The organism is Frankia sp. CeRuru1 (assembly GCF_977966315.1).
Genome location: NZ_CDWWEW010000065.1, coordinates 1,347 through 1,918 on the forward strand (window position 1 = coordinate 1,347; position 572 = coordinate 1,918).

Here is a 572-nt window from a genome sequence, read left to right on the forward strand (position 1 = left end):
GTGGCGACGATGTCTCCGCGCAGGTTGGCCAGCTGCAGCGTGACCGTGCCGGTGTTGTCTTGGACGGCGGCGAGGTCTCCACCGATTCCGAGGATGTTGCGGGTCCACCCGCCGCCGGTGACGCCGATCCAGGCCGGGCTGTCGCCGAGTTCGGCCGCCGTCGAACCTGTCGTGCCGTCGTATCGAACCAGCGGGTAGTGGTTAGTCCAGCTCGTCGATCCTTCACTCCAGGATCGGATGCGCCGTGCCGGGTCGAGGGTGTAGGTGCGGGTAGTCGAGCCTGCGGTCTGCGAGGCGACCATGTCGTTCACGTGGTAGCCGACGGTAAGCGCGACACCGGCCGCATCCGCGGCCGGCACAGCCGTGGTGCGGCCGAACAGGTCGTAGGTGTAGCCGGTGTCGATGATCCGGTCGGCCTGGTCATAGCTGTGAGAGTAGACCTGCGGGGTCGTGCCGGTGGAGCAGTTCCCGGTCTCCGGCTGACCGCCGGCATCCGGGTAGCTGGTCAGGGCGATGCGATTGGAATCCAGGTCGTAGGTGTAGGTGCGGGTGGTGCAGATCCGCGGCCCGCC

Annotated in this window: 1 protein-coding gene; it reads right to left on the bottom strand. The window is 67.7% G+C overall.

What is annotated here, in order from left to right:
- The coding region (locus AC08OP_RS07350) for a hypothetical protein (protein WP_476613499.1) at positions 1-572 on the bottom strand (572 nt) is incomplete at both ends.